Origin of the sequence: Brachyspira hampsonii (assembly GCF_002214805.1) — a bacterium.
Classification (GTDB): Bacteria; Spirochaetota; Brachyspiria; order Brachyspirales; family Brachyspiraceae; genus Brachyspira; species Brachyspira hampsonii.
The window spans coordinates 1,341,530-1,368,326 of sequence record NZ_CP019914.1 but is presented as its reverse complement, the minus strand read 5'-3'; the positions used below and the strand labels follow the sequence as shown (position 1 = coordinate 1,368,326).

22 protein-coding genes are annotated in these 26,797 nt (G+C 27.5%); 12 read left to right on the top strand and 10 right to left on the bottom strand.

The window, feature by feature from the left end:
- The first annotated feature begins 12 nt into the window (after positions 1–12).
- Positions 13–717 carry an RNA-binding cell elongation regulator Jag/EloR gene (jag, locus tag BHAMNSH16_RS05820; RefSeq protein WP_008727561.1) on the top strand — a complete coding sequence of 235 codons (705 nt, stop codon included), beginning with the start codon at positions 13–15 and terminating at the stop codon, positions 715–717.
- A gap of 449 nt (positions 718–1,166) precedes the next feature.
- On the opposite strand, the gene galE is transcribed toward jag, so the two are convergent.
- Entirely contained in the window at positions 1,167–2,159 is a 993-nt protein-coding gene (gene galE / locus BHAMNSH16_RS05815; RefSeq protein ID WP_008727562.1) for a UDP-glucose 4-epimerase GalE, read from the bottom strand.
- A 195-nt stretch (positions 2,160–2,354) separates the two neighbouring features.
- Between galE and pfkB the strand changes: the two genes are divergently transcribed.
- Positions 2,355–3,284: a 1-phosphofructokinase gene (pfkB, locus tag BHAMNSH16_RS05810; RefSeq protein WP_069731906.1), complete on the top strand. Its 930-nt coding sequence runs from the start codon at positions 2,355–2,357 to the stop codon at positions 3,282–3,284.
- A 180-nt stretch (positions 3,285–3,464) separates the two neighbouring features.
- On the top strand, positions 3,465–4,157 hold the full coding sequence (locus BHAMNSH16_RS05805) for a hypothetical protein (RefSeq protein ID WP_008727564.1): 693 nt from the start codon (positions 3,465–3,467) through the stop codon (positions 4,155–4,157).
- Here the strand turns inward: BHAMNSH16_RS05805 and ruvC are convergent.
- Positions 4,150–4,632, bottom strand: coding sequence for a crossover junction endodeoxyribonuclease RuvC (ruvC, locus tag BHAMNSH16_RS05800; protein WP_008727566.1), 483 nt, complete (start codon positions 4,630–4,632; stop codon positions 4,150–4,152). The two genes, BHAMNSH16_RS05805 and ruvC, sit on opposite strands and share 8 nt — an antisense overlap.
- A gap of 32 nt (positions 4,633–4,664) precedes the next feature.
- A complete protein-coding gene (locus tag BHAMNSH16_RS05795; protein WP_008727567.1) occupies positions 4,665–5,408 on the bottom strand; it encodes a YebC/PmpR family DNA-binding transcriptional regulator in 744 nt (247 codons plus the stop codon).
- Between the two features lie 1,023 nt (positions 5,409–6,431).
- Between BHAMNSH16_RS05795 and BHAMNSH16_RS05790 the strand changes: the two genes are divergently transcribed.
- The 6 genes from BHAMNSH16_RS05790 (at position 6,432) to BHAMNSH16_RS05765 (ending at position 12,694) form a co-directional block, all read left to right on the top strand.
- Entirely contained in the window at positions 6,432–7,700 is a 1,269-nt protein-coding gene (locus tag BHAMNSH16_RS05790; protein ID WP_069731905.1) for an alcohol acetyltransferase, read from the top strand.
- A 5-nt stretch (positions 7,701–7,705) separates the two neighbouring features.
- A complete protein-coding gene (locus BHAMNSH16_RS05785) occupies positions 7,706–8,374 on the top strand; it encodes a DUF6320 domain-containing protein (RefSeq protein WP_069731904.1) in 669 nt (222 codons plus the stop codon).
- A gap of 34 nt (positions 8,375–8,408) precedes the next feature.
- Positions 8,409–9,365, top strand: a complete 957-nt coding sequence (locus BHAMNSH16_RS05780; protein ID WP_069731903.1) for an alpha/beta hydrolase — start codon at positions 8,409–8,411, stop codon at positions 9,363–9,365.
- 109 nt (positions 9,366–9,474) lie between these two features.
- The gene (locus tag BHAMNSH16_RS05775; protein ID WP_069731902.1) at positions 9,475–10,050 is read left to right on the top strand and encodes a hypothetical protein; all 576 of its coding nucleotides are present in this window, start codon (positions 9,475–9,477) and stop codon (positions 10,048–10,050) included.
- 337 nt (positions 10,051–10,387) lie between these two features.
- On the top strand, positions 10,388–11,806 hold the full coding sequence (gene cysS, locus BHAMNSH16_RS05770) for a cysteine--tRNA ligase (RefSeq protein WP_008729976.1): 1,419 nt from the start codon (positions 10,388–10,390) through the stop codon (positions 11,804–11,806).
- Between the two features lie 24 nt (positions 11,807–11,830).
- Entirely contained in the window at positions 11,831–12,694 is an 864-nt protein-coding gene (locus BHAMNSH16_RS05765) for a ribonuclease H-like domain-containing protein (protein ID WP_069731901.1), read from the top strand.
- On the opposite strand, the gene BHAMNSH16_RS05760 is transcribed toward BHAMNSH16_RS05765, so the two are convergent.
- Together BHAMNSH16_RS05760 and BHAMNSH16_RS05755 are read right to left on the bottom strand one after the other, a co-directional pair.
- Positions 12,691–13,842, bottom strand: a complete 1,152-nt coding sequence (locus tag BHAMNSH16_RS05760) for an iron-containing alcohol dehydrogenase (RefSeq protein WP_008729972.1) — start codon at positions 13,840–13,842, stop codon at positions 12,691–12,693. The genes BHAMNSH16_RS05765 and BHAMNSH16_RS05760 overlap by 4 nt on opposite strands.
- 444 nt (positions 13,843–14,286) lie before the next feature.
- Positions 14,287–15,522: an RsiV family protein gene (locus tag BHAMNSH16_RS05755; protein WP_008729970.1), complete on the bottom strand. Its 1,236-nt coding sequence runs from the start codon at positions 15,520–15,522 to the stop codon at positions 14,287–14,289.
- A 193-nt stretch (positions 15,523–15,715) separates the two neighbouring features.
- Here BHAMNSH16_RS05755 and BHAMNSH16_RS05750 point away from each other — a divergent pair, with 193 nt between their 5' ends.
- Positions 15,716–17,323 carry a peptide ABC transporter substrate-binding protein gene (locus BHAMNSH16_RS05750; RefSeq protein ID WP_008729967.1) on the top strand — a complete coding sequence of 536 codons (1,608 nt, stop codon included), beginning with the start codon at positions 15,716–15,718 and terminating at the stop codon, positions 17,321–17,323.
- Between the two features lie 18 nt (positions 17,324–17,341).
- The gene (locus BHAMNSH16_RS05745) at positions 17,342–18,943 is read left to right on the top strand and encodes a peptide ABC transporter substrate-binding protein (protein WP_069731900.1); all 1,602 of its coding nucleotides are present in this window, start codon (positions 17,342–17,344) and stop codon (positions 18,941–18,943) included.
- A 190-nt stretch (positions 18,944–19,133) separates the two neighbouring features.
- Here the strand turns inward: BHAMNSH16_RS05745 and BHAMNSH16_RS05740 are convergent, their stop codons facing one another.
- Positions 19,134–20,438, bottom strand: coding sequence for a Na+/H+ antiporter NhaC family protein (locus BHAMNSH16_RS05740; RefSeq protein ID WP_008729963.1), 1,305 nt, complete (start codon positions 20,436–20,438; stop codon positions 19,134–19,136).
- Positions 20,439–20,660: 222 nt separating this feature from the next.
- Between BHAMNSH16_RS05740 and BHAMNSH16_RS05735 the strand changes: the two genes are divergently transcribed.
- Positions 20,661–22,253, top strand: coding sequence for a peptide ABC transporter substrate-binding protein (locus BHAMNSH16_RS05735; RefSeq protein WP_008729961.1), 1,593 nt, complete (start codon positions 20,661–20,663; stop codon positions 22,251–22,253).
- 68 nt (positions 22,254–22,321) lie between these two features.
- Here the strand turns inward: BHAMNSH16_RS05735 and BHAMNSH16_RS05730 are convergent, their stop codons facing one another.
- The 4 genes from BHAMNSH16_RS05730 to BHAMNSH16_RS05715 all read right to left on the bottom strand — a co-directional run bounded on the left by BHAMNSH16_RS05730 (position 22,322) and on the right by BHAMNSH16_RS05715 (position 26,366).
- Complete coding sequence (locus BHAMNSH16_RS05730) at positions 22,322–22,642, bottom strand: rhodanese-like domain-containing protein (RefSeq protein ID WP_069731899.1); 321 nt, start codon at positions 22,640–22,642, stop codon at positions 22,322–22,324.
- A gap of 84 nt (positions 22,643–22,726) precedes the next feature.
- Entirely contained in the window at positions 22,727–24,586 is a 1,860-nt protein-coding gene (locus tag BHAMNSH16_RS05725; protein WP_069731898.1) for a GerMN domain-containing protein, read from the bottom strand.
- Positions 24,587–24,757: 171 nt separating this feature from the next.
- Positions 24,758–26,059 (bottom strand): tetratricopeptide repeat protein, encoded by a 1,302-nt coding sequence (locus tag BHAMNSH16_RS05720; RefSeq protein WP_008732347.1) that lies wholly within the window; start codon positions 26,057–26,059, stop codon positions 24,758–24,760.
- Between the two features lie 22 nt (positions 26,060–26,081).
- Positions 26,082–26,366: a hypothetical protein gene (locus BHAMNSH16_RS05715; RefSeq protein ID WP_039955100.1), complete on the bottom strand. Its 285-nt coding sequence runs from the start codon at positions 26,364–26,366 to the stop codon at positions 26,082–26,084.
- Between the last annotated feature and the right edge of the window lie 431 nt (positions 26,367–26,797).

Here is a 26,797-nt window from a genome sequence, read left to right as displayed (position 1 = left end):
AAGGAGGATACTATGTTAGTAAAAGAGTTTAGCGGTAAATCAGAAAAAGATGCCGTTAGTAAGGCATTAGAGGAACTTAATCTTACAGAAGATCAGGTTAGAATTGAGGTAATAGATAAGGGTAAACGAACATTGTTAGGTTTTGGAGAAGAATCTCCTACTATTATAAGAGTTTATTATGAGGAAATTTCTACGAATTTGGGTGAATTTCAATCTATAGTATCTAATATATTAAAGTATATGGGAGTTGAAGCTGAAGTTACTGCTAAAGAAGAGAGCGAAAAAAGAATTTATATTAATATTTCTACGGAGGATTCTGGAGTTTTAATAGGCAAAAAAGGTGCTACATTAGAGGCTTTACAGTTCATTATCTCATTGATAGCTTCTAAGAAATTTAATGATGATGCTGAAAGACATATTATATTAGATGTTGATGGATACAGAGAAAGACGAGAAGAAACACTAAAACATATAGCTCGTCAGGCTGCTCAGCAGGCTAAAAAGACTAGAAGGGTCGTAGCTTTGGATCCTATGTCGCCTTATGAAAGAAGAATTATACACTTAGAATTACAAAATGATAATGAGGTTGAAACTAAGAGTGATGGTGAGCCGCCATACAGAAGTGTTAAAGTATATTCAAAAAGAAAAGGCGGTTATAATAATAAGAGATATAATGACAGAGGCGGTTATAATAAACCATATTACAGAAACAGATAAGTTTATATGATTTTAATGGGGCTTTAAAAAAGCCCCATATTTTTTATTATATTAAATTTTATTCTAATTCCCCGCCCGCTATGCTTTGCAATTAGTTTATAAACTTTTGTTTTCATTTCATTTATAGCTATAATCTAAAAAAGCATGCCCGCCCTAGCTTATTTAAAATATATAGCTTACCAAAACGCACGGTTAGCTATTCTAAATATATAAATTAATTAATCATTCAAATTTAAATTATATAATAAAAATCTACTTACCGTGCGTTGAAATAAGCATAAAATTTAATAAAAAACTTGGGTGGGTTGTGTTTTTTTTATTTTAGCTAAAAAATAAAAAATAATTAATATTTGTAATTAAAACAGTAAATATATAGGGTGGGGAAATTAGAATAAAGCTGTATAAAAAAGGGACTTAATTTAAGCCCCTTTATTTTTTACAAATAAATATTATCTGTCATTATATCCATTAGGGTGATTCTTATGCCAATTCCAAGCAGTTTGTACTATAGTTTCCAATGAGTCTATAGTAGGTGTCCATCCTAAAACTTCTTTTGCTCTTTTACTGCTTGCTATAAGTTCTGATGAATCTCCTGCTCTTCTAGGACAAACTTCTGCAGGTATAGGATGTCCTGTTACTTTTCTAGCTACTTCAATAACTTCTTTTACACTGAATCCATTTCCATTACCTAAATTGCATGAAACACTTTTACCGCCGTTCTTTAAGTAATTCATAGCAGCAATATGTGCCAAAGCTAAATCACATACATGTATATAATCTCTCAAACATGTTCCGTCTGGAGTAGGATAATCATCTCCGAATATTTTTATTGAATCTCTTTTTCCAAGCGGTACTTGAAGTATTAATGGTATTAAATGTGATTCAGGTTTATGGTCTTCTCCAATATGTCCGTCTGGGTGAGCACCTGAAGCATTAAAATATCTTAAAGCTACATAGTTAAAATCATAGGCTTTACTATACCAAGAGAGTATCTTTTCTAATGCCAATTTACTATCGCCGTATGGATTTGTAGGTTCTTTTCGGCAGTCCTCTTCTAAAGGTATTTTTTCAGGCTCTCCGTAAACAGCAGCTGTAGAAGAAAATATAAAATTCTTTACTTTTGCTTTAAGCATAGCATTAAGAAGATTAATTGAATTAGATACATTATTATAATAATATTTTGCAGGATTTTGTACACTTTCACCAACTTCTATATAGGCACATAAATGCATAACAGAATCTATATCATGACTTTTAAAAATTTTATCAAGTAAATCACTATCTCCTATATTGCCATGATAAAAATTTTTGCAGTCTTTAATAGCATCTTTATGTCCATATTCTAATGAATCTATTATAACAGTTTCGATATTCTGCTTTAAAAGTTCATTAACTACATGTGAGCCTATATATCCGGCTCCTCCGCATACTAAAACAGCCATATTAATACTCCAAATTAAAAGTTTTATTATATAAGTAAAGTATAATGAAATTATAAAAAAAGTCAAAGAATTATTGTTATAAAATAAAATGTTAATATTCGATTATAATTAATATTTTATTTTTTTTATATATACGATATAATATATATTAATATTACTTACTAAATAATAAACAATAAAGATAAGGGAGTTTATATGATTTATACTTTAACACTAAATCCTGCAGTAGATTATTATATGGATATGAATAAATTTGAAGAAGGAGAATTAAATAAAGTAAATAATTCATACACTTTAGCAGGTGGAAAAGGGATAAATGTTTCTAAAGTATTAAAAAATTTTGGAATAGAATCTTCTGCTTTAGGATTTTGCGGAGGCTTTACAGGTGATTATATAAAAGCAGATTTAAATAAATATGGAATAAAAGATAATTTTATTTCTCTTGCCGAAGATACTAGAATCAATGTGAAAATAAAAACAGAAAAAAAAGAAACTGAAATAATGGGTAAATCTCCTAAAATATTGCAGGAGAATATAGATCAGATGCTGAATATTATAGATAATAATATTCAGGATAATGATATATTAGTTCTTTCCGGAAGTGTGCCTAGTTCTGTTAAAGAAGATATTTACAAAGACATTATACAAAAAACAAAATCAAAAAATAATGTAAAAGTAATATTGGATTCAAGAGAGAATGCTTTTAAAATAGCGGTGAAGGAAAATGTTTTTCTTACGAAACCAAATAGAAAAGAATTATCTGAATATTTTGGAAAGGATATAAAAACTGTATATGATATCATAACTTATGCCAAGAAATTAGTAGAAGACGGAAGTGAAAATGTTATAGTATCATTAGGTAAAGAGGGTTCTGCTTTAGTTAATAAAGACGGCTCTTATATAGGAAATGCTCCCGAAGGAAATCTTGTAAGTTCTGTTGGGGCAGGAGATGCTATGGTAGCTGGTATTGTATATGGTATAAGTCAAAATTTAAATATACTTGATTCGTATAGATATGCTATAGCTTCAGGAACTGCTACTGCTTTTAGCGAGGGGCTTACTACATTTGAAAATATGAATAATTTATTGGATAAAGTTGAAATAAAAGAGATTAATTTAAAATAACAACATTATTTATTTTATCATTTTATTGCAGCAGAAGGCTTAGTTTTTTAGTTTTCTGCTGTTTTTATTTTAATATGTAAACTAAAATCGTTAAAAATTTTTTTTAATTTTGTATTTATTATTGATTTTAATTGATAAAACTATCATAATATAATTATAGAAAAGTAAATGGAGCTTTTTATGAAAATAGTAAAACAAATTATTATTGTTATGATTTTTATTAGTTCTTCTATATTGTATTCAGAGTATTATGCAATAGGTGAATGGCATTTAGTTGAAAAAATAGATCCTATAACAGATGAAAAAGAAATTTCTATTTTTATAAAAAAACAAGAAGAAAATAGTTTAAACTTCAATACATTAATGATAAAAATAAACAGCAATTCCATTAATATGAACTTATATACCCCTTCTTTACTTTTTAAACAGCGTTTGAATGACAATGATAAAATAGATATTATATACAGATTAGGTAAGAATGAGCCTAGAAATACATCATTAAATAAATATGGTGAAAGTGAATTTTATTCATTAACTAATTCTCAAACTGCAAGTCAGCAAAGTATAATTTTGCTTAAAGAATTATTATACAATAACTCTTTAGCTGTTAGGGCTGCAGAAACTATAGGCAGTGCAAAATATACATACACCTATGTCTACGATTTGCAAAAATTAAAAGAGATATTATTATATGCTGATTTAAGCGGTACTATATTAGAAAATTATCAATCAGAATTTGAATCTATACTTGAAAGTCAAATATCTGAAGATAAAAGCTCTAAAGATTCAGAAACTTTAGAAACTCCTAAAACTAATCATAAAGATAATATATATATGATAGATGATGTTAACTACGAAAAACCAATTATTTGATACTATTAAATATTCTATTTCTTGAAGCATGGGCTAAAGCTATAGCTACAGCATCAGCAGTATCATCTTGAATAATATTGGAGCCTGTAAAAAGATTAACCATTTTCATCATAGCATCTTTATTTGCATTGCCATTACCTGTTATTTGTGATTTAACCTCTTTCGGTTTGTATTCCTGAAATTCAATATTATTTAAAGTGAGAGCTAATATAATAACACCTCTAGCTTCAGCAACTTTTATTGCAGTTTTAGTATTCTTTGAAAAAAATAATTCTTCTATTGCGGCATTGCTTGGATTGTACTTTTTAATAAGAGCATCTAATTGAGTATATATAAATGAAAGTCTTTGATTATATTCTTGATTTTGAAAGGTTTCAATAAGACCGGAATTCACTATTTTGTATGCCGAATTTTTTGATTCTATAAAAGCATAACCGCATCTAGCAAATCCCGGGTCTATTCCTAAAGTTATCATAAAGATATTAATTGCTTTGTGATAAAATATTATTATTCTTCAATTAAGTTATCAGTAATTTCTAAGTTAGTAGCAACTGCTGAAACATCATCATGATCTTCAAAAAGTCCTATAATTTTCATAACTTTTTTAGCATCACTTTCGGCTATAGTCATAGTATTATCAGCAACGCGTACTATTTCAGCACTTTCAGGTTCAATGCCTTTTGCTTTTAGAGCATCAACTATAGAAGATAAAGCTTCCATAGGACCAGTGATAGTAAATACTTCTTCATCTTGTTCTATATCTTCAGCACCTGCATCAAGCACTATATCCATTAAGCTCTCTTCAGTGTTTCCTGCTGCAGGTATAATAACAACAGCTTTTTTCTTAAACTGCCAAGAAACTGCACCGTTTTCTGCTAAGTTTCCGCCGTTTTTGCTGAATATAGATCTTATTTCAGCAGCTGTTCTGTTTTTGTTATCTGTAGCAACATCTACTATGATAGCAACTCCGCCCGGAGCATAACCTTCATAAGACATTTCTTCGATATTAGCACCTTCGCCTGCACCAGCTCCTCTTTTTATGGCTCTGTCTATATTATCATTAGGCATGTTAGTACCTTTAGCTTTAACTATAACCATTCTTAATCTAGCATTCTGATCTGGATCTGGGCTTCCGCCTTCTTTTACTGCGATTGTGATTTCTTTTGCTATTTTTGACCAAATTTTACCTTTTTTTGAATCATTTGCGGCTTTTTTATGTTTAATACTAGCCCACTTGGAGTGTCCTGACATATTACACCTCTATTTATTAGATTTTTTTATTTATAGATTATTTATTCGCTGTAATTATATATTAAAATATAACTATTGTCAACTTATAATATATATTTTGATTAATTATAAATATTTGAAAATTTTATATTCCTAATTATTTTATTATTATCTTTCCGCACGCAGAATGAAATTGAAAATATAAGCTGATTATTAATTATAATTTAAATAATTAATAAATATGTATTAAACGTGCGTTAAGTAGATTATATATTTAAATAACATTTGGGTGGGTGCTATAATTTTTTATTTGGCTTTAAAAATAAAAAAATACTAAAATTTAAATTTTAGCAATAAATATTAAAGGGAGGGGTATGTAATATAAGTTTTAAAATTTAATTACATTTACCCGCCCTTTAGGATTACAGTTTTTAATATGTAATATAAAATTAATCTTTTATTATTATCGAATTAGATTTTTTAGCTGCCCACCCAAGATTTATTTAAATTTAAGCATATACACCGCACGCAGAGCATAATTTCAAATATAGATTTATTAAAAATATAGTTTAAATTAAATGTCAATAATCTGTTCACCGTGCGTTAATAGAATTTTAAAACTTAATTTTTTATTTTAAACTATTTTTAATAGAATTATGTTTTTTGAATTTATTCTCATTCCCCGCCCTCTAGGTTTTTTAAACTTAATGTCATTTTTGTATAGTTTTTCTTTTTTATTTTATTCTGTCATTTCTGCTGCCCGCCCAAGTGTTTTTGAAAATTTATTGTGTTTTTACCGCACGCTGAGAAACACTAAATATAAAGATTTTATTGACAATTCAAATTTTATTATATTGATAAATCGATTAACCGTGCGTTGAATAAATTGCGTATTTGAATAATACTTTGGCTGGTTTTGAAAATTTGAGTATTAAGAACTATATATTACTAAATACTCTTTTTATAAAAATTTAGTTATTTTTAATCATTGCAAAATAAAAAAGATGATTTAAAATATTAATATAAAATTATGGTGCTATGAGTATGAAACATCTTTATAAATTAGATAATGCAGCTAAACTTTTTGTTTCTATAAAGAATAAAAAAAATATACCAATATTTAGAGTCTCAGCGGTTCTTAATAATGAAGAAGTTAATCCTAATATACTTCAGCAGGCATTGGATATCACTATAAAAAGATTTCCGACTCTTTCGCTTATGATAAAAAAGGGTCTGTTTTGGAATTACTTTGAAGAAAATCATAGAAAATTAATTGTAGCAGAAGATAAATATTATCCTTGCTATAATATAAACAGTAAATTAAATAATGGCTATCTTTTAAGAGTGGGATATTATAAATACAGAATATTTACAGAAGTTTATCATTCTCTTGCAGATGCTTCGTCTTTAATAAGTTTTTTTAAATCTTTGCTGTATCATTATTTTGTTTTATCAGGAAAAAATATTGATGACAAGAATGATGATATATTTAAAGATACTGTTCCGATTACAGCCGACTATGATGACAGCTTTTATGTTCATACAAAAAATAAAATAAAAACTAAAAAAGAAAAAAAAATAAAAAATATTTATTTGATTAAGGGAAAGCCTTTAAAATTTTATGGTGATAATGTTGTGCATGGCATATTAAGTTTGAAAAGGATAAAGGAAGAGAGCAAAAAATATAATACCACAATTACATCTTATATAATATCAGTTTTGGTTTATTCTATTTATGAAACTAGAATAAAAAACAGATTTGATGGAAAAAATATAGTTATGTGCGTGCCTGTTAATTTGAGGAATATATTTCCTTCAATATCGTTAAAAAATTTCTTCGGTATTGCTAATGTAGTTATTCCTACAGATAAAGAATTAACTTTTGATGATATTATAATAATAACAAATAAAGAGATGAAAGAAAAAGTTAGTAAGGAAAAGCTTCAGAATTTTATATATGAAAATACAAAATTAGAAAATAATATATTTGCGAAATTTATACCATTAGTTATTAAAAACTTTGCAGTTAATTTAGCCTTTGAACTTTTTGAAGATAAATTGAAAACTATGACAGTATCCAATTTCAGTAATATATCATTGCCTGATGATATGAAAGATTATATAAAACATTTTGAAGCAATTGTATATCCTACAATAAACAGTCCTTTAAATTGCGGTTTATGCAGTTTTGAAGATAAATTGTCAATTACATTCAATAGAACTGTGATAGAAACAGATATAATAAAATATTTTTTTAATTATATATCCAATATTACAGAAGTTGAAATTTATTCTAATGATTTTGGGGTGTAAATAATATGTCATATTGTAATAACTGCAGATTGAAAATAAAAACTAATAGAAATATATGTCCTTTATGTCTGAAAGAATTAAATAATAATGATAATATGATAATAAATGAAGAATATCATTCTTATGAATGGTTTTATAAAATGCAGAAAAAAATTAATTCTAAAAAAATAGTTTTGCTTTCATCATTAACGATGATAATAATTTTGATAATAGTAAATATTTCAACTAATTCAAAATATAATTGGGCTGTAATATCTGTTATATCCATATTATGTGCATATTTTACATTTATATGTTTTACAGCAAATACTTTATATTTAAGGCAGAAATTGATTATAGAGTTTTTTATACTTATGCCTCTTGTTATTGTGGTAGATATATTTACCGGTTTTCATAAATGGTCATTTAATTATGTTATTCCATTTTTAGCTCTTGGATTAAATATAGCTATGTTTTTAATTGCTGTTATAGATAGAAAATATTTTAATGAATATGTTTCTTATATAGTGTCTGCTTCCTTTATATCAATAATGATTATAATTCTGCCGTTATTTCATTTTGTACTTTGGAGCAGTTTATCGGCATTGGGAGGAGGTATTATAATTATTTTAGCTATGCTTATATTATTTAGAATTGATTTTATTTCATCTATAATAAAAATTTTTCATATATAAAAAATATGTATTAAAATAGTTAAGGAGTATTTTTATGGAAGATAAAAAAAATGCTGAAAAAGAGCAGATAAAACTTGAGAAAGAAAAAGATAAGTTAGAGATAAAGAATAAAAAAATAGAAGAAAAGATAAGAAGAAAAAATTTACTTGGAGAATATTTAAGTTATCCAAGTATGGCTTTAAATTTCATAAGGTCTGACAAGAGAATAAAACCTGAAAAGTATCAATTTGATAAGGATAAAGCACAATATATATTATATTTTTCTCCTCAATTAAAAGAAAATGAAAGCCCTAAGAAGCAGGTTATAGTTTATCTTTATGGAGGCGGCTGGAGAGAGGGTAATGCCAATTTATACAGATTCGTAGGAAGAAGATTTGCAAAAGAAAAATTTTATACTATTTTGCTTGGGTACAGACTTAGTAAAAAATATAAATATCCAGCTCAAATAGAAGATGTATTTTCAGGGTTTAATAAGGCATTAGAAGTTTTAAAAAATAAAAATATTGATTATTCTGATATTGTAGTAATAGGTTCATCAGCCGGTGCACATTTAGGAGCTTTGCTTGTATATTATAAAGAAATGCATAAAAAGTATAATGTAGATTCTAATATTTTTAAAGGTTATGTATCACTTGGCGGTCCTACTGATTTAAATGTATGTACTAATGATATAATTACTCCTATGCTTAATCAATTATTTGAGGAAAGCTATAATAGAGAAGAAGCTAATCCGTATAATCATATAGACGGAAGTGAAAAAACAAAGGTATTATGTGTTCATTCAGAATTGGATCCTATTTGCGATGTTAAGAATTCTATTAATTTTTCTAATAAAGTTAATAGTTTTCATAATGGTTTAGCTGATTGTATTGTATTTGATAATAAAAATATTTATCATAATAATTTAGTTAATGGCATATTCTTTGAAGCTATGGACAGCGAACATATATTAGATAAAGTATTTAAATGGATTGAAAGAATTGATAGTTAAATATTCAGTTTTTGAGTTTTCTTTATCATTTAAAACAAAATAAAAGTGTATTGACAAATTAATTGATGACGATAATAAATAAAACTAAATTATAAATTGGATATATTTTATGAAAAAAATTTATTTGCTATTAGTTTTATTTATTTTTATATCTATTAATGTTTATAGTCAGGATAATGCTGCATCTATGGTGAAATCTATGCAAATAGAAGAAGTTGCAGATATATATATATCCGATGAAAACTCAACTATGACATTTCAGCAATTAGCAGAAAATTATGCAGATATTATAATGAACAAAAATGCCTCACCTGAACAATTAGAGGCATTGGGAAGTATAATTAAATTATGGATGGATACTTTATCAAATAATTACACAAAAGATGAAATGTTTAATGAATACAGCAGAATCACATCCACTTTATCATGTATGTCTATACATTTGATATTAAGAATAGCAATAAAAGATAATAATATTCCTACAGAATCAGCCCAGAATAGTATATATAATTCTATTAATAATAAATTTATACCATCATTTGCCGAATTTAAAAATGACGGTTGGAAGACAGAATTTAATTTTTATGTTATTAATATGTCAGCAGCTGTATGCAAATGGTATGAAGATAAATCTAAGAAATTAGACTATCCGGACTTTAAAGTTTGGAGAGACGGCAGCTTCTAAAAGCATTATTCATTATTCAAGGAGGAATTAAATAATGGCACAAACAGAAGATAAGGTAAAACAAGACCTTAAAAGCCTAATATCTAAATATAAGGAGCAGGCTACTGTGGTAATAAAAAAAAGCAAGGCTGTTTGATTTTATTATTTTAGTTTATATTTAGAAAATTATTTTATTTATTTTAATAAATAAAATTTGAGAATCCTTCCTAAAATTTTTAGGAGGGATTTTTTTATTGATACTGTATAAAAAACATTTGTAAAAAATGAATAATAATACCTTGACAAATAAAGTCTTTTAAGTACAATGTTAATTATATTTTAAGGAATATAATTTGATATGAAAGATATAGTATTTTATAATTCACTTACCAGAGAAAAAGAGGTATTTAAACCTATTAATGCTGATGAAGTTGGTATGTATTCATGCGGACCTACAGTATATAATTATGCACATATAGGAAATTTTAGAGCATATATATTCAGCGACTTGCTTAGAAGAGTATTAGAAGATTATGGTTATAAGGTTAAACTTGTAATGAATTTAACTGATGTCGATGACAAAACTATAAAAAATTCTAAAGAGAATCATATATCTCTTAATGATTATACAAAAAAATATAAAGAAGCATTTTTTGAAGATATAGAGACATTAGGAATAAAAAAGGCTTCAGTAAATCCTGCTGCCACTGATCATATAAAAGAGATGATAGATATTATAGAACTGCTCAAAAAAAATGGTCATACTTATGAGGCAGACGGTTCTGTATATTTTAAAATAAGTACTTTTCCAGAATATGGAGAGCTTGCCAATTTAGATAAGCAGGAGCTTCTTGAAGGAGCTTCAGGACGCGTTCTTAATGATGAGTATGATAAAGAAAATGCAAGCGATTTTGTACTTTGGAAAGCATATACTGAAGAAGACGGAGATGTTTATTGGGATTCTCCTTTCGGAAAGGGCAGACCGGGATGGCATATAGAGTGTTCGGCAATGAGCTGTAAATATTTAGGTAAGCATTTTGATATACATACAGGAGGAATTGATAATAAATTCCCTCATCATGAAAATGAAATAGCACAAAATGAGGGTGCATTTAATGAGAAATTTGTAAATTATTGGCTTCACTGCGAGCATTTGATAGTTGATGGTGAGAAAATGTCCAAATCTAAAGGAAATTTTTATACTTTAAGAGATTTGCTTGATAAAGGACTTTCTCCCGAAGCTATAAGATATTCGCTTATAAACTCTCATTACAGAAAGCAGTTAAATTTCACTATAGAAGGAATTAAACAGTCTCAAAGTGCTATTGACAGAGTTAATGATCTTATATTCAGATTGAAAGATATAAGCAATACTGAATCTAATGAAGTTAATGAAAATTTATTAAAAGAGTTAGAGGTTTCTAATGAAAAGTTTTCTGATTCTATTTATAATGATTTAAATATATCCGAGGCACTTGGTATATTATTTACTTTGGTAAAAACTGTAAATACATCTTTTAGCTCTATTAATGTTAATACAAGAGATGCTGTATTAAAATTTATAGAGAGAGTAAACAATATCATAAATTGTTTTAATATAGGCGATACTGATAAAAAAGAAGACAATGAAGAAGAAATTAATAAACTAATAGAAGAGAGAACTCTAGCCAAAAAAGAAAAAAATTATCAAAAAGCAGATGAGATAAGAAATCAGTTATTGTCTATGGGAATAGAGATAATGGATACGCCTCAGGGTGTTAAGTGGAAAAGAAAATAAAAAAGAAAAATATAAAGGAATGATGTGGATTTAATAAAAAAAACATTTCAGCATATAGAAGGTATAGGACCAAAAAAAGAAAGTCTTTTATGGGAAGAAGGTGCTGTTGATTGGGAAGATACTTTAAAAAATATAAATTATTATGCTATGCCTGCAAGTATTAGGGAATCTTTGAAAGATGAACTTCCAAGAAGCATATATAATTTAAAAAATAAAAACTATAATTATTTTTTGAAAAAATTTCCTTCTTCTATAGTATATAGACTTTATCCTATACTCATGGATAAAACTGTTTTCCTAGATATAGAAACTACAGGAATAAAACCTGCTAAAGCTCATATAACTGTTATAGGCTGTTATGACGGCAAGGAAATGAAAGTTTTTGTGCATGGCAGAAATGAGCATGAATTTTTGGATTATATAAAGAATTATTCTATAATAGTTACATTCAATGGATCTTGTTTTGATATACCATTTTTGGAGAGATATTTTGCTACAACCATAAAATGTGCTCAGATAGATTTGCGTTTTCTACTTAAAGATTTAGGATACACAGGCGGATTAAAGAAAATAGAGCAGGATGTAGGTATTTCCAGAGGCGACGATATGGAAGGAGTTAATGGATATACTGCGGTTTTATTATGGAATTATTATCAAGATACTAAAGATGAAACAGCTATAGATTCTTTGATACATTATAATCTGCTTGATACTATTAATTTGGAACATCTTCTTTGCTTGGCATACAATAGATATGCAGAAAGCTCTAACTGTCAACTTTTAGAATATAAAAATTTACCTTCTGTTGAGCATTACAAGCCTAATAAAAAATTAATAGATGCTTTACATAAGAAGCCTTATAAATATGCTCCTAAAAGTGAAGATTAATATGCCTGCTCCAATATTGTCATTATTGAATCAAAATTCATAGTTCTAGGAAGCTGATCCATACCCGGATATTTTAATGCTAATTCTGCAACTTTATCAAATTTACTTCTGTCTATATTTATTTCATTAAGTCTTGTAGGCAAGTTTATATTATGAAGAAATTGTTTTATATGTTGTGCTGATTGGTTAGCAATTTCAAAAGGTGTCATTTCCGGATCTATTCCATCTATAACATTTGAAAGTACAACATATTTATCAGGTGCTACAGTAATATAATATTCCATAATATGAGGAAGCAATATAGAACATACCATAGATTTATTAACTGCATATACACTATTTATAGCAATAGATAAAGCTCTTATAGCACCTAAACTGCTATGGCATGCAGAAGTAGAACATAACATATTAGCGGTGGCTAAAGTTGTTATATTATCTATATTATTACTTTCAGATATAAGTTTTTTTAATCCCTGCATACTTACTTTCATAGCATGTACTATTAAAGGTTCTGTTATGCTTGTAAGAGTATTGCTCATATATATGTCAAATGATAATGCAAATACTGACAAAGCACTGCTTATAGTATATTTTACAGGTACAGTGGCATACAAAGTAGGATCTATAATACAATTAGATGAGTATATATTAGATTCATTATTTTGTTTATTTACCTCATCATATTTATCATATAGACATACTCCTGTGGCTATTTCAGATAAAGAGCCTAATATTGTAGGCACTGCTATAATAGGTAAAGGTTTATGATATACAGGCTGACCATTAATGTAATCTGAAGCTTCGCCGCTGTTTGTTACTACAATGGCGGCACCTTTAGCAGTATTTTGTATTTTGAAGCCTCCTACTGCTACTATGGATTCGGCTCTGCTGTATCTTACCAAATTGGCAATAATGTCGGCAGCATCGCTTGTACTTGTAGAATTTACATCAGAATAAACCATTACATTGATGAAGTTATCATTAAGTTTATTTACTATTTGATCTATTAATCCGGTTTGATTAAATGATGCTCCATCTGTAACTAATACAGTTCTTCCGCCGTATTTCTTTATTGTATCAGATAAGCAGTCAAGAGAATCAACGCCGAATGTGATTTTTGTTGGTATATTAAATTCTATTATAGCCATAGTCTTCTTCTATATATGTATTTTTATATTTCTTATTATATATATTCGGAAATATTAACCTTAATTTTTAATTTAACATTCAATTAATTTTATACATTTTATCATATTTACACTTGCCCACCCTTTTTCTTTACCGTTTTTATGTACAAATTCATTTTTATTTTCTTTATTATCTATAGAGAAATTAAAGCTGCCCACCCTAGGTTTTATTAAGTTTTTAATCTCTTTAACGCACGGTTAGCAAAACTTTATATATAATTAAATTGTTTTTATTAATCAATTTATATTTATAGTTCAGCTCTGCGTGCGATAGGGAAACAATAAATTAAACACAACTTGGGTGGGGGTTAAAATTTCAGTAAAGATACTAAAACTAAAATGATTATAAATTTAAAATAGATAATAAACCTAAAGGGTGGGGTTCAAAATAAATCAAAAAACAGATTATTCTATTATGTATAGATATTCATTTTTTATGAACGGTCTAATTTCATCAAAGCTCAAAACTATTTCTGTTTCACCTAAAACATAAGCAGTTATAGTATATATAGGCCATACAAAATGCACACCGTCAGCATAGATGTAAAAAGATGTATCAGCTAAAGTTATTTCATCTAATGGAACTAAATAATCTTCTTCTGTTCTATTATCTATTGATAAAAGTTTATCTCTCATAATGCTTCTTAATTCATCATCATCAAAATCTTTTATAAAATTAGTAACTTCTATTTTTTCACCTGTTTCTAATGAATATACTAAATTGTAATTATTGTACACTCCATGTGCTCCGCCTAAATATAATGTTGAAGTTCTTGTTATAGATATAGTTTTATCATTAAAATAAGTTATGTTGATAGATTTACTTGATTCATAGCTGTCAGTTGAATTTGTTATCCATTCATCATAAGGATCACTCATATCGTTTTCAAATAATTTTGATATGCTTCCCTTTTTATCCTCAAATTCTAAATTTTCATTTCTTTTTAGATTATTTAGATTGAAACCTTCATTTATATCAAAAGAAATTTTATCATATACTTCTAATTTGTTAGTATCATCAGGTATAAGCAAAAATATAGAATCTTTATATGAGAATGTTGATGCACTTCCATATTCATTAGTTTCAGAAACATCTGAATATGCATAGTTATATACTGCTGCTTTTAATGATGAAGTTGTATTTATTTCTTTTGATGAACTATTTAATGATTTGGAAGTCATTTTAAATGATGTAATATTTGAATATGTACTTTCTATACTGTCACCGTTTTCAGCTTCTGCATATATTCTATTATTTGTTATATCAAGAATGCTGTTTTTATCATAGAATTGATATATATCATTTAAATTTTTATAATTAAAAGCTGCCTTTATTTTTTCATAATTAGGCATTAATTCAGAGTTATTTTCAGGCCATCTGTCATTTAAATATACAGAAAAGAAATCCCCTTCATCATTTTTTATATAATAGTGATGAGATATCCATTCTATATTTTTTGGTGTATAAGAAGTATCATTTTTTGTATTATTATTGTTTGATTCTTCGGCTTGTTTTAATTTATTAGTTTGAGTTTCTATTGCATTAGTATTGGTTTGATTATTATTAATGTTATTATTTTTATTATTTGAACATGATATTATTAAAAGTATAAAAGATAATGTAATAATATTTCTAATCATAATTGTTTTCCTAAATTTTAAAAAAATCTAGTAAACATAATATTTTATATTAGTGTTTTTGTCAATATGAAAAATATTACTATATAGAGAAATTTTTTATTGACATTATAAAAGTTTATGATATAACATAATTAATATTTTATAACTTTATAATTTTACAATTTTATACATATTTACACATAGGGGCTGTATTATGAAAAAGATATTGATTGTTTTTTTGATGATGTTTTTGATTGTAATATCATGCACTAAAAAATCAGAAACAAGTAATGGAGCGGTTTCATCTGTATCAATAAATTTGGGACCTGAACCTAAGACTATGGATCCTACATTAAATTCTATCAATGTTGTATCATCTTATATACTTCATGCTTTTGAAGGATTAACAAAGATAGATTCAAATAATAATGTAAGACCCGGTATGGCAGAAACTTGGGAAATATCAGATGATGGTTTGGTATATACATTTCATATAAGAAAGAATGCAAAATGGTCTGACGGTAAGCCTGTAACAGCACAGGATTTTGAATATGCATGGAAAAGGGCAGTTGATCCTAATACAGCAGCTGAATATTCATATATGATGGAAATAGTAAAAAATGCTAAAGAGATTAATGCAGGCAATATGGATTATAATAGTTTAGGAGTGAGAGCTATTGATGATTATACATTTGAAGTACAGCTTGAAAATCCGGCTATTTATTTTATAGACTTTATAGCTTCTACAGTAGTGTTTATGCCTATTAGAAGAGATATTATAGAGCAATATGGAGATGAATGGACATTGTCTCCTGAAACATATATAGGAAATGGTCCTTATAAAATGAAAGAAAGGGTAATAGATGAGAGAATAGTTTTTGATATTAATACTAATTATTATGATGCTGATAAGCAAGTGGCTAAACAGATTAATTTTGTACTTATGAGCGATCCTAATACAGCTATTGCCGGAATCAGAGGCGGAACTATAGATTTTTCTGCATTAGAACCTCCTGCAGCTGAAATAGAAACATTAAAAAATGAAGGTTATATAGTGGCAAATAATGCTTTAGGTACTTATTATATAGAATTAAATATTACGAATAAGGCTTTTGCAGATAAAAGAGTAAGACAGGCTTTATCACTTGCCATAGATAGAAATTATATAGTATCAAATGTTACTAAAGGAGGACAGATTCCTGCCGGTGCTTTTGTGCCTACTGAAATTAGAGGATTAAATACTACATTTAGAAAAGAAAATAAAGAATATATAGATGTTAATGATTATGAGAATAATGTAAAAAAGGCAAAATCACTGATGGCTGAAGCAGGTTATCCTGATGGTGCGAATTATCCTGTAATAGAATTAAAAGTGTCTCCTGGTATTTATGTATTAATTGGAGAGGCTTTGCAGCAGATGTGGAAAGAGACATTAAATGTTAATGTATCTTTAGTACAGGAAGAGTTTCCTATAACACTTCAGACTTTAATAGAAAAAGATTATCAAATGGCTAGAATGGGCTGGACAGGAGATTATAATGATCCTATGACTATGCTTGATGTTATGGTAAGCGGCGGCGGAGTAAATCACACAGGATTTGCAAACAAAGAATATGATGATAAAATATTAACAGCGAAACAAAGCGAAGATAATAAAATAAGAATGGCTGCTATGGCTGAAGCTGAAAATATACTTATGGATGAGATGCCTATTATACCTTTATATTATAGAGCTGATTCTTTTATAAAAAATCCTAAATTAGAAGGTGTTGTATTAAATCCTTTGGGAAGACATAAATTTAATTACTCATATATAAAATAAAATGTTAGGAGAAAAAATATGAAAAAAGTAATTGCTGTATTTTTAATGTTAAGTTTCTTATTTCTTCTGTCATGCTCAGGGGGCGGCGGAAATAAAAATGATACTATAGTTATTAATATGGGGGCAGAGCCTAGAACTATAGATCCTAGCTTAAACAGTTTAAATGTTGTTTCTGCTATGTTATTTCATGCATTTGAAAGTTTGACAAGAATAGGTCCTGACGGAAAACTTACAAATGGTATGGCAGAAAGCTGGGATATATCAGAAGATGGAAAAGTCTATACTTTTCATTTAAGAACTAATGCATTATGGTCTGACGGTAAGCCTGTAACAGCACATGATTTTGAATACGGCTGGAAAAGAGTTGTTAATCCTGATGTGGCAGCTCAATATGCTTCTTTATTAGAAATAATTAAAAATGCTAAAGAGATTAATGCTGGTACTATGGATTATAATGAACTTGGAGTGAAAGCTATAGATGATTATACATTTGAAGTGGAGTTAGTTGATCCTGCAGCTTACTTTTTAGAGTTTATGACTACAGTAGGAGTTTTTGCTCCTATAAGAAAGGATATCATAGAGCAGTATGGAGATGATTGGACTTTATCGCCTGAAACTTATGTATGTAATGGTCCTTACCAAATGGCAGAAAGAGTTATGGATGAATATATAATTTTTGAGGCTAGAACTAATTATTATAATGCTGAAGAGACTGTTGCTAAAAAATTAAAATTCCTTTCTATGGCAGATCCTAATACGGCTATTGCCGGAATCAGAGGAGGAACTATACATTTTTCTGCATTAGAGCCTCCTTCTAGTGAAATAGAAAAATTAAAAGCTGAAAATTATATTGCTCTTAGAGATGGAGCAGGCACTTTCTACTTATCTCTTAATATTACGAACAATGCTTTGAAAGATAAAAAAGTAAGGCAGGCTTTATCTCTTGCTATTGACAGAAATTATATAGTATCTAATGTTACTATGGGCGGACAGGCACCAGCTCAGGGATTTGTACCGCCTACAATAGATGGTATTAGTAATTCATACAGGGCTGAAGCAGGCATATTAATAGACACTGATAATTATGCTTCAAATGTAGAAAAAGCTAAGGCTTTAATGGCTGAGGCTGGATATCCTAACGGAGAAGGTTTTCCTGTATTAGAGATAAGAGTTTCTCCTGGTCTTCATATAATAGTTGCTGAGGCTATACAGCAGATGTGGAAAGCTAATTTAAATATTGATGTAACATTGAAAAATGATGAGTATCCTCTTGTACTTCAGTATTTATTAGAGAAAAATTTTGATATTGGTTCTATGGCTTGGAATGCAGATTACAGAGATCCTATGACTATGCTTGAAATAATGCTTACAGGAAATTCATTCAATTACGGACTATATTCTAATCCTAGTTATGATGTTTTGGTTAATAGTGCTAGAAAAACTGCTGATGCTTCTGTGAGAATGAAATATATGATGGATGCAGAAAAAATATTAATAGATGATATGCCTTTTATTCCGCTTTATCATAGAGCATTTACTTTAATGGTTAGTCCTAAATTGAAAGGCGTAGTATATAATACTTTGGGAAAACATAAATTTAATTACTGCTATATTGAATAGGTTAATTAATAATTGAATTTGTTAACGAGGGGTATATGATATCCCTCGTTTTTTTATTATATATGTTTTATGATTATATAATTATACTTGCTTAAAACTACTTGATAAAATTATTTAATTACAAATTTAGTTTTGCAACAAGTACAATATAAAAATGATTATTAAAATTTTTATCTTTATATATACAATTCTATTTATCTTTTTTTATAAAATGAGGATAGCCTATTATTATTTCTATAATGCCAAAAATTATCATAAGTATGCAATACCATACATAAGGTACAATAGATATTGGAGATATTTTTGCTAAGCCTCCTGCAACTAATAATTGACCTGCAAATGGTGATATACCATTAAATGCTGATGAAAATAAATCTAGTATGCTAGCGGTTCTTTTTCTTGATATTCCAAATTTATCTGCTATATTTGCAGCTATAGGTCCTGCTGCTATTATTGAAACTGTATTATTAGTAGTAGATATATCTATAAGACTAACTAAAGCAGCTATACTCAATTCCCCTCCTTTAGAAGTTTTTGTATTTTTAGACAAAGTATGTAAAATCCAATCTATACCGCCCAAGTGTTTCATAAGCGCTACAAGTCCGCCTACAAATACAGCTATTATTGCCATATCCTCCATACCCATCATTCCATCATGCACTATTTTAAATGACTCTACAAGTGTAAAACTTCCATTGAATATTCCTATAATAATAGCTATTATAATACTTATACTCATTGTGATAACAACATTTATACCTGATAATGATAAGCCTATAACAGCAATATATGGTATAATATTAATTATTGAAAAATTGCTATGATTACCAATATCTATAGTACCTACAGGCTGGAACATTAATAATATTATATTTACTATAATAGCAGGTAAAACCATAAATATATTCTCTTGAAATTTTGATTTCATGCTGACTTCTTGTGTTCTAGTAGCTGCTATTGTTGTGTCGGAAATAAAAGATAGGTTATCACCAAACATGGCACTTCCAACAACTACACCGGCTATCAAAGGCATATTTATATTTGTTTTATTAGCTAAATCTATAGCAATGGGCATCAAGGCAGATACAGTACCCATTGAAGTTCCCATAGAAAAGCTAAGTATACAGCCTATAACGAATATACCGGGTAATATTAAATTGGCAGGTATGATACTTAATCCCATATTAACTATAGAAGATACAGCCCCCATTTTTGAAGCAGCCCCGGAAAAAGCCCCTGCTAAAATAAATATCAAAACCATTAAAATTAATGTTTTTTCTCCGCCGCCTTCACAGTACATATCAACTTTAGTTTCAAATTTTTTCTTATCAGATTTTTTATTTAATAATAATGCAGCACCAGATGATATTAAAATACCAACCATAAGAGGCATATTTTCAAAGCTGCCGGTGTATAATCCTGAAAACATATAAACGACCAAAAAAATTATTAATGGTATTAATCCTAAAAAACTTCCTTTGTTTTCTTCTTCCATACTAATCTCCTTACTAATCATTATTTTTATAAATTAAATTACCTTAAAGTATACTAATAATATATAAATTATCAATAATTGAATTTTATAATTTTTTATAATAATTAATATATAGTAAATTCATTATGAATTATAAAATATAAATTTATCTTATTGACAAATATTAATATTATGTATATAAATTGTATTATTAACATAATATTTTTGTATTTGGATAAAGCTATGAAAAAAATAATATACTTATTAATTATCATTATTTTATTATTATTAAATTCCTGTAAAAATAAAGATTTATATAATGAAAGCATAAGAGTAAGCATAGGAGCTGAACCTCAAAGTATAGACCCATCATTTTTATCTGCAATAGACAGTATGATTTATGCAGTTCATGTATTTGAAGGACTTACATCAAAAGATAAGGACGGTAACATAATAGGAGGAGCCGCTGAAAGTTGGGATATATCTGAAGGCGGACTTACTATTACATTTCATTTAAGAGAAAACGCTAAATGGTCTGACGGTAAAAATGTTACTGCTGATGAGTTTGTGTATTCATTTAGAAGGCTTGCCGATCCTAAAACAGCATCTTCATACAGTTTTTTAATATCATCTGTAAAAAATGCTGATAAGATTCTAAAAGGCGAACTGCCTGTAGAAGAACTTGGAGTAGAGGCATTAGATGATAAAACTTTTGCGGTATATTTTGAAAGTCCTACAGCGTACTTTTTGGAATTAGCAGCCGTTCCTATATTTTCTCCTCTTAGAAAAGAAGTTATAAGTGATAATTGGACTTATTCTCCTGACACATATATAGGTAATGGTCCTTACAGAATGATAGATAGAAAACCTGATGAGATAATATCTTTAGAATTAAATACTAATTATTGGAATAAAGATGCCATAACAGCTAAGAGAATAGATTTTATTATGTTCTCTGATGTATCAACAGCTTATGCTGCTTTAAGGGAAGGCTCTATATTATATTCATATAAGATACCTACTGCCGATATAGATTTACTAAGAGAGGAAGGATATTTAGTTACAACACCTTCTTTAGGAACAGCATACTATGCTTTGAACAATACAAATGAAGTGTTAAAAGATAAAAGAGTAAGAAGAGCTTTATCTCTTGCAATAGATAGAAACTATATAGTAGAAAATATTACTAAAGCTGGAGAAATACCGGCAGCTGCTTTTATACCTTATGGTTTAAAAGATGTAAATGGTGATTTCAGAGAAAACGGCGGCGGATATTACAGCATTAAAAAAGAAGATTATAAAGCAAATATTGAAGAAGCTAGAAAACTTTTAGAAGAAGCAGGCTACACTAATGGAGAAAACTTTCCTGTATTAGAGTTTAAAACTAATCCGGGAACGGGAGTTACTATAGCAGAAGCAGTTCAGCAGATGTGGAAAGAAAATCTCAATATAGATATGACTATCACTCAGGAGGAATGGTCAGTATTTCAAAGAAATAGGCAGACAAGACATTATGTAGTATGCCGTGCGGATTGGCTTGGAGATTATCTGGATCCTATGACTTTTGCAGATCTATTTGTAAGTACAAGTGCAGGAAATAGAGTGGGATATAATAATCCGGAATACGACCGGCTTATATTAGAGGCTAAAAATACTATTGATAATAAAATAAGAATGGCTAATATGCATAAGGCTGAGGACAAACTTATAGGTGAGGATATGGCTTTTATACCGCTTTATCATTATACTTCTTCTTCAATGCAAAGTCCTAAATTGAAAAATGTTTTAGTAGATACTTTAGAAATAAGAAGATTTTTCTATTCGTATATAGAATAAAATTATACTTTAGAGTATCAATAATAAAAAAGTTAGTATTTAATTTTTTTGAATACTAACTTTTATTATTAATTATTTTTCAAGGCTATTGCTAATTGACTATATCCGCCGTGAATTAGATTATAGATTTCTTTAAATCCTTTTTTATCCATATAATGAGCTACAGCTTCGGCTCTTGCACCTGTAGCACAATAGATAAGATACTTTCCTGATTTATCTAAGCTATTAACTAAATTTTCAGCTTTAGGATCATTTAAATCTATTAATAGGCTTCCTTCTATAGTACCTGTCATATTAACTTCCATTTCGCTTCTTACATCTAATAATTTTATATCATCATTAGACTTTATCAAATCAGCAGCCTCTTTTGCATTTAAAGATTTTAACATTATAACACCTACTTTTTATATATACATATTATGGGTATATAATAACATGAATATATATAAAATCAAGATTATATTTTTATTAAATTACTGAAATCTGCTGAAAGGCATATTCTCTATAGCACCTTCTGCACCTATAGTTTCATTTAATTGTCCATTAATAAGGAATATAACATTGTCTATACCTTCAAATTGAGTAGCTGTATATACAAGCTGATAAATCTGTACCATGGTTCCTTCATTTCCAAGAGGATTAAATTCAAAATTTTCATTGAAGTTTAAATATACTGTATTATTTTCAATGAATATATCAAGCAATTTAGTATCTTTAGGTATGCAGCTTATTATATTTCTATTATTCTCTTCATCAGTAGCCCCTATCAATAATTCTTTTATAGCTTCCTCCACAGAAGATTTATTATTAAATTTTCTTTCTCTAAATATCAATGTAATAGCACCTGTTGATTCACTGTATTCTACTAAATATATTCCTTCATTACTATTTTCTTTGAGTTTTCTCTCTTTTAAATCTCTAGTTATATTATTATTAGCCTTTTTTATATTATAATTATCAATATCATTCTGAGCTTTTTTAATAATTTCTTTTTTATATTCTGCATTATTATTCTTTATGATATTATTATTTTTTAATTCAGCAGTTTCTTTTATATTATCTTTTAATTCATTATTTTTTATTATGCCTTCTTTACTTTCTCTTATATTATTTTTTTCCTCTGAAGGTTTATTTATTACATCTCTAATATTATTATTTCCGCTGTTGTTATTAACTGTATTATTATTATTTTCTCTTACAACATTATTATTAGGATTAACCATATCATTTATTACTCTGTTATAATCAATATTAGATTTATCCAAAGAATTATTGATAGTATAAATAGAAGTTTGTATTATATCTTTTCTATTTGGTATTGTATTATTATTATTTACCGTATTATTGTTTTTATCAGAATTTAGATTTTCTTTAGTATTATTAACTTGATTATTAGCAGTTATTTCTTTATTATTATTATTTAAATATTTATCAATATTAAAATTTTCATTTGTATTTGAATTATTTTTTTTAGTATTTTCTATATAGCTTGCAGGAGCTCTTGTGCTGAAAGTAGTAGTAGATGCCGGCTTCATAGTTGTAGTTTCTCTTTTAGCAGTATTATCTTTTGGTTTTAGGATATCATCAAATATACTTTTTTTAGTTTCAGTATTATTTTGTTTATTAGCAGCATTTGTATTTTTTTTAGTATCCTGAGTATTATTATTCTGTCTGTTTTCTAATATCATTTGCTCTAGATAATTATGTGTTTTTTCTTCTTCAGGCGGATTTTCCATATCTGAAACAATAATATTTTCTTCACTATTATTTGTAGTATTATTTTCAGGTATTCTATTTAATGTATTCATTTTGTTTGACAATATTACTGATTCATGATTATTACCATAATCGATATATCCGCTGTCATAAAGTATAGAATTATTGCTTCCGCTATTATTGAAAAAAGGAAGTAAAGATTCCTTTGTTATTATACTAGAATTTGTAATATTTTCAGACATCGTATCCAAAGATGTTTCTATTTTGGAATTTGTTTCATAAGCCATTACAGATAGAGTTTCATTTGTATCTGTTTTGATAAAGAAATTGAATAATGGTATATTGTTTAAGAAGCTCATTTTATTTTGATCTTCTGTAATTCCATCACTTTCTAATACTAAGGCTTCTTTATGATTTATAGAAAAGAAATCTTTTATTGCTATATCTACCATAGGAGAATATTTTTTTACAATAGTAAATATCAAAGCTGCGGCTATAATAAAAGCTATTGAAATTATAAATGGTTTTTTTAGATTTATTTCTTTACTTTCATTTCTAATTTGTCTTGTATATGATATACTTTTAGATTTAGATTTAAGCTGCTCGTATCTTGGCACTGTTCACTCCGGAGTATTATCTATCGTTTAAATTATCGATAAAAATAAAAATGCTATTAGAATTTATTTTATGGAAGCGTTTTAGAGAATTATTTTATAAAAAAACCCTTTTAGAAAAACTATATTTCTAAAAGGGTGATTATTATTTCTTATTTAATTATTTTTATTATTCTATTGTAGGTGAACAGCATTACGAGATAAGAAATTTTTTCTGTCATTAGCATATTTAGCTTTAGAAGAAGTAGGGTATTCAGCTAAATATTGATTATAAGTTTTATAAGCTTTTTCAAAATCTCTTATATTGTTATTTCCTTTTTCATATATTTCAGCTAGAAGGAGTATAGAATCTCCTCTTTTAGAAAATTTCACATTTTTTTCTAAAGATTTTTCTAATATATCAGCACCCTCAGATATTCTTCCAAGCTGTTTTAAACTATCAGCTATTTCATAAACAGCATTGCCGTATAAAGGAGTTTGAGAATAATTGTTCATTACATCATTAAAGTATACTATAGCTTCATCATGTTTATTTTCAGATTTTTTCATAATGCCCATAGAATATATAGCTGCAGCTTTTTCATTATTATCAGCATTTTTTAATTTGGAAGCTTCATTATACATGTTAAAAGCATTGTTATAATCTTTCTTTTGATTATAAATATCTCCTATTCTAAAATGACTGTATACAGAATATTTAGAATTTGGATATGAAGTTATAATATTACTGTAAGCATTAACAGCATTGTTGTAATCTTTAATATTTTTTAATTCTTCTGCTGAATTAAATAATGCTATTATTTCAGGATTAGTTTCAATTGCTTTAGCAGGTTTTTCAGCTTCTTTTTTTATTATTGAACTTTGAGCATTATTAGTAGCTGCTGTCTGATTAGTTTGATTTGCATTATTATTAGGTACTGATCCATTTGTATTAACTGTATTAGTAGTAATGTTATTAGTACTCATCATATCATTAGTCATAACATCATTAGTCATCATGTTATTAGTAGGCATACTGTTAGTTTCATTATCTGGATCTAATATAGCATTAGTTTCCATAGAAGCTACACCTTGACTATTAGTTACAGTTATAGTATAGAAGTATTTTCTTATTATGCTTTCTTCATTATCAACTTGGAAATTAAGTTTTCCTATACCAGCTGTTAATGTTCTGAAAGTAAGGAAAGCATTAGTTTTATCTCTTGTAAATCTTACAAAATCAAGGTTAGTAGAATAGCTTGTTATACGAATATATCTGTCAAAATTAGTAGCATTCAATTTTATTGAGAAAAGAGTATTTTCAGCTAAATCTACAGATTTAATCAAATCATCTTCTAATGGTCCGCTTTTTATACGGCCGGAAGATGCATTAGTTACTACTTTGTCATCTGGCTGTACAGTGATTGTTTCCTGAGCAAATACGGCATTAATTATAATGAACATTGCTATAACAGAAGAACATAAAAAAACACGCATAATTCTCTCCTAAAAGTTAGTATTATTTTTTTCGGCTTTCTACAAAATTTCTTGAGTACTCTAAATCTTCAAAACTTAGATTATCTTTTGTAGAAAGCATTTCACCTTTTATAATTTTTTCTTCATCTTCTTTAAGAATATTAATAGCTTTTGAGTTTTCTTCTTCTGGCGTTAATGGTATAACTTTAGGTTTTGAACAAGAGCCTATTAATATTCCAGAGAGTACTGTTAATAATATCCAAACAAATAGAATTATAAAAAATAAGATCTTTTTTGTTTTATAAAAATCTTTTACTTTTTCAAGCATTAATTTATATCCCATAGCTAAATTATAAAATATAGTAAAAAAATTGCAATGAATTTATTCATAAAATGCAGTTAAAACTTATCGTATGATTGAAATAAATGTTTAGTATAAAAATAATCATATTTGTATAATTTTAAATAAAGAATAATAATTTTTAATCACTAAATGGCTAAATATAAAAATTGTGAGTGTATAGCAAATTCGTTTGCTATACATTTTTAGCGAACAATTTTTATTAGCAATAATAAAGAATAATAATTTTTAATCACTAAAGAGCTAAACATAAAAATTGTGAGCGTATAGCAAATTCGTTTGCTATACATTTTTAGCGAACAATTTTTATTAGCAATAATAAAGAATAATAATTTTTAATTACTAAAGAGCTAAACATAAAAATTGTGAGCGTATAGCAAATTCGTTTGCTATACATT

What these genes read in the sequence shown, in the direction of transcription:
- BHAMNSH16_RS05755 (WP_008729970.1), bottom strand. Translation starts at nt 15,522, where the DNA reads ATGATTAGAAATATTATTACATTATCTTTTATACTTTTAATAATATCA.
- jag (WP_008727561.1), top strand. Translation starts at nt 13, where the DNA reads ATGTTAGTAAAAGAGTTTAGCGGTAAATCAGAAAAAGATGCCGTTAGT.
- BHAMNSH16_RS05775 (WP_069731902.1), top strand. Translation starts at nt 9,475, where the DNA reads ATGAAAAAAATTTATTTGCTATTAGTTTTATTTATTTTTATATCTATT.
- BHAMNSH16_RS05715 (WP_039955100.1), bottom strand. Translation starts at nt 26,366, where the DNA reads ATGCTTGAAAAAGTAAAAGATTTTTATAAAACAAAAAAGATCTTATTT.
- BHAMNSH16_RS05720 (WP_008732347.1), bottom strand. Translation starts at nt 26,059, where the DNA reads ATGCGTGTTTTTTTATGTTCTTCTGTTATAGCAATGTTCATTATAATT.
- BHAMNSH16_RS05785 (WP_069731904.1), top strand. Translation starts at nt 7,706, where the DNA reads ATGTCATATTGTAATAACTGCAGATTGAAAATAAAAACTAATAGAAAT.
- BHAMNSH16_RS05790 (WP_069731905.1), top strand. Translation starts at nt 6,432, where the DNA reads ATGAAACATCTTTATAAATTAGATAATGCAGCTAAACTTTTTGTTTCT.
- BHAMNSH16_RS05805 (WP_008727564.1), top strand. Translation starts at nt 3,465, where the DNA reads ATGAAAATAGTAAAACAAATTATTATTGTTATGATTTTTATTAGTTCT.
- pfkB (WP_069731906.1), top strand. Translation starts at nt 2,355, where the DNA reads ATGATTTATACTTTAACACTAAATCCTGCAGTAGATTATTATATGGAT.
- ruvC (WP_008727566.1), bottom strand. Translation starts at nt 4,632, where the DNA reads ATGATAACTTTAGGAATAGACCCGGGATTTGCTAGATGCGGTTATGCT.
- BHAMNSH16_RS05795 (WP_008727567.1), bottom strand. Translation starts at nt 5,408, where the DNA reads ATGTCAGGACACTCCAAGTGGGCTAGTATTAAACATAAAAAAGCCGCA.
- galE (WP_008727562.1), bottom strand. Translation starts at nt 2,159, where the DNA reads ATGGCTGTTTTAGTATGCGGAGGAGCCGGATATATAGGCTCACATGTA.
- BHAMNSH16_RS05780 (WP_069731903.1), top strand. Translation starts at nt 8,409, where the DNA reads ATGGAAGATAAAAAAAATGCTGAAAAAGAGCAGATAAAACTTGAGAAA.
- BHAMNSH16_RS05750 (WP_008729967.1), top strand. Translation starts at nt 15,716, where the DNA reads ATGAAAAAGATATTGATTGTTTTTTTGATGATGTTTTTGATTGTAATA.
- BHAMNSH16_RS05735 (WP_008729961.1), top strand. Translation starts at nt 20,661, where the DNA reads ATGAAAAAAATAATATACTTATTAATTATCATTATTTTATTATTATTA.
- cysS (WP_008729976.1), top strand. Translation starts at nt 10,388, where the DNA reads ATGAAAGATATAGTATTTTATAATTCACTTACCAGAGAAAAAGAGGTA.
- BHAMNSH16_RS05740 (WP_008729963.1), bottom strand. Translation starts at nt 20,438, where the DNA reads ATGGAAGAAGAAAACAAAGGAAGTTTTTTAGGATTAATACCATTAATA.
- BHAMNSH16_RS05745 (WP_069731900.1), top strand. Translation starts at nt 17,342, where the DNA reads ATGAAAAAAGTAATTGCTGTATTTTTAATGTTAAGTTTCTTATTTCTT.
- BHAMNSH16_RS05730 (WP_069731899.1), bottom strand. Translation starts at nt 22,642, where the DNA reads ATGTTAAAATCTTTAAATGCAAAAGAGGCTGCTGATTTGATAAAGTCT.
- BHAMNSH16_RS05760 (WP_008729972.1), bottom strand. Translation starts at nt 13,842, where the DNA reads ATGGCTATAATAGAATTTAATATACCAACAAAAATCACATTCGGCGTT.